The following is a 1,102-nucleotide window of genomic DNA, read 5'->3' on the forward strand; positions in this document are numbered from 1 at the left end:
AATAAAAGCCCAATCGATAATGATTGGGCTTTTTATTGCGAAAAACTAAACTAAAAATTAGTTAAACCAACCTTTAGTTTCATTCTCTGCGGCTTTACCTTTTGACTCCATTAAATTCTGTGTTCCCTTGGAGATATTTCGGGTAGCGTCGGCTTCTGATTGTAAAATATCTGTCTGGGCTTTTTGCCGATTTAACTCAGCATCAATAAAGTCATTTTCACGGGAAAGTCGGGCATTTTCACGCTGAATTGCAAGCTTTTGTCTTTCTATTTCTAATTGACGTAACTCATCTTCATAATGTTGATCGCGGTACTTATCTGCAAGTCGCTCAGTTTCTTTCTCTTGTTTTTGCTTAGCAGCAAGAGCATTTCTTTGAGCTAATATAGCCGCTTGATGCTTACGCTTTTGTTCCGCTATACGTTCTTGTTTAGCTCTTTTTTCTTCTTCAATACGGTGTTGTCGACGTTGTTCTGCTTGTACATTAGCCATGCCTTGTTGCTCGGCTTGCTGTATTGCTTGGAGTTGCGATTGCAGACCATTCGCCAATGAAGAGGTCGATATTAGAGCTGTTATTATTATGAAACTTTTCTTGATCATCCTTGCTCCACACATACAGAGTTAGGTTGAACACGGGTTTCATTTTTTTCTGTTGAAACAACAAGAGCAACCCCTGGTTTAAATTCACAAGAACGACCTATTTGGGTTGAGGTGAAAATTTTGTTTTTTTCTGAATAAGTAAGGGTCACACCTTCAACCATGATCGTATCTGAAACAACAAGGCCTGTTGCACCTCCGGCAACACCACCTAAAAGGCCTCCAACTAAAGTTTCTCCTTGATTATCACCAATAAATGCACCAGCAACACTACCTAGTAAGCTACCAACTGCAGTTGTTGTTTTTTTCGCTTGAGAGTTATCGACTTGGACTTGAGCTGCAGTGACTGCGATAATATTAATCGTTTTCGCTTCTTGTTTATGATTAAGAGCTGATACTTGGTAAGAGGTTGCTTTATATTGTTCTCCTGTTGCTTGACATCCAGTCAGACCAATAATAAGAGATGATGCCATTAAACTTAGCGCTAATTTTTTATTCATCAAGGTAA

2 protein-coding genes are annotated in these 1,102 nt (G+C 38.9%); both read right to left on the bottom strand.

Translation table 11 applies throughout. The annotated features are described in order from the left end of the window. Nucleotides 1–57: 57 nt before the first annotated feature. Nucleotides 58–597, bottom strand: a complete 540-nt coding sequence (locus I3255_RS14680) for a DUF5384 family protein (protein ID WP_198911696.1) — start codon at nt 595–597, stop codon at nt 58–60. Continuing rightward, the coding region (locus tag I3255_RS14685; protein WP_238039492.1) for a glycine zipper domain-containing protein at nt 594–1,102 on the bottom strand (509 nt) is incomplete at its 5' end. The genes I3255_RS14685 and I3255_RS14680, both read right to left, overlap by 4 nt.

It is taken from the genome of Psychrobacter sp. Ps6, assembly GCF_022129235.1.
Taxonomy (GTDB): Bacteria; Pseudomonadota; Gammaproteobacteria; order Pseudomonadales; family Moraxellaceae; genus Psychrobacter.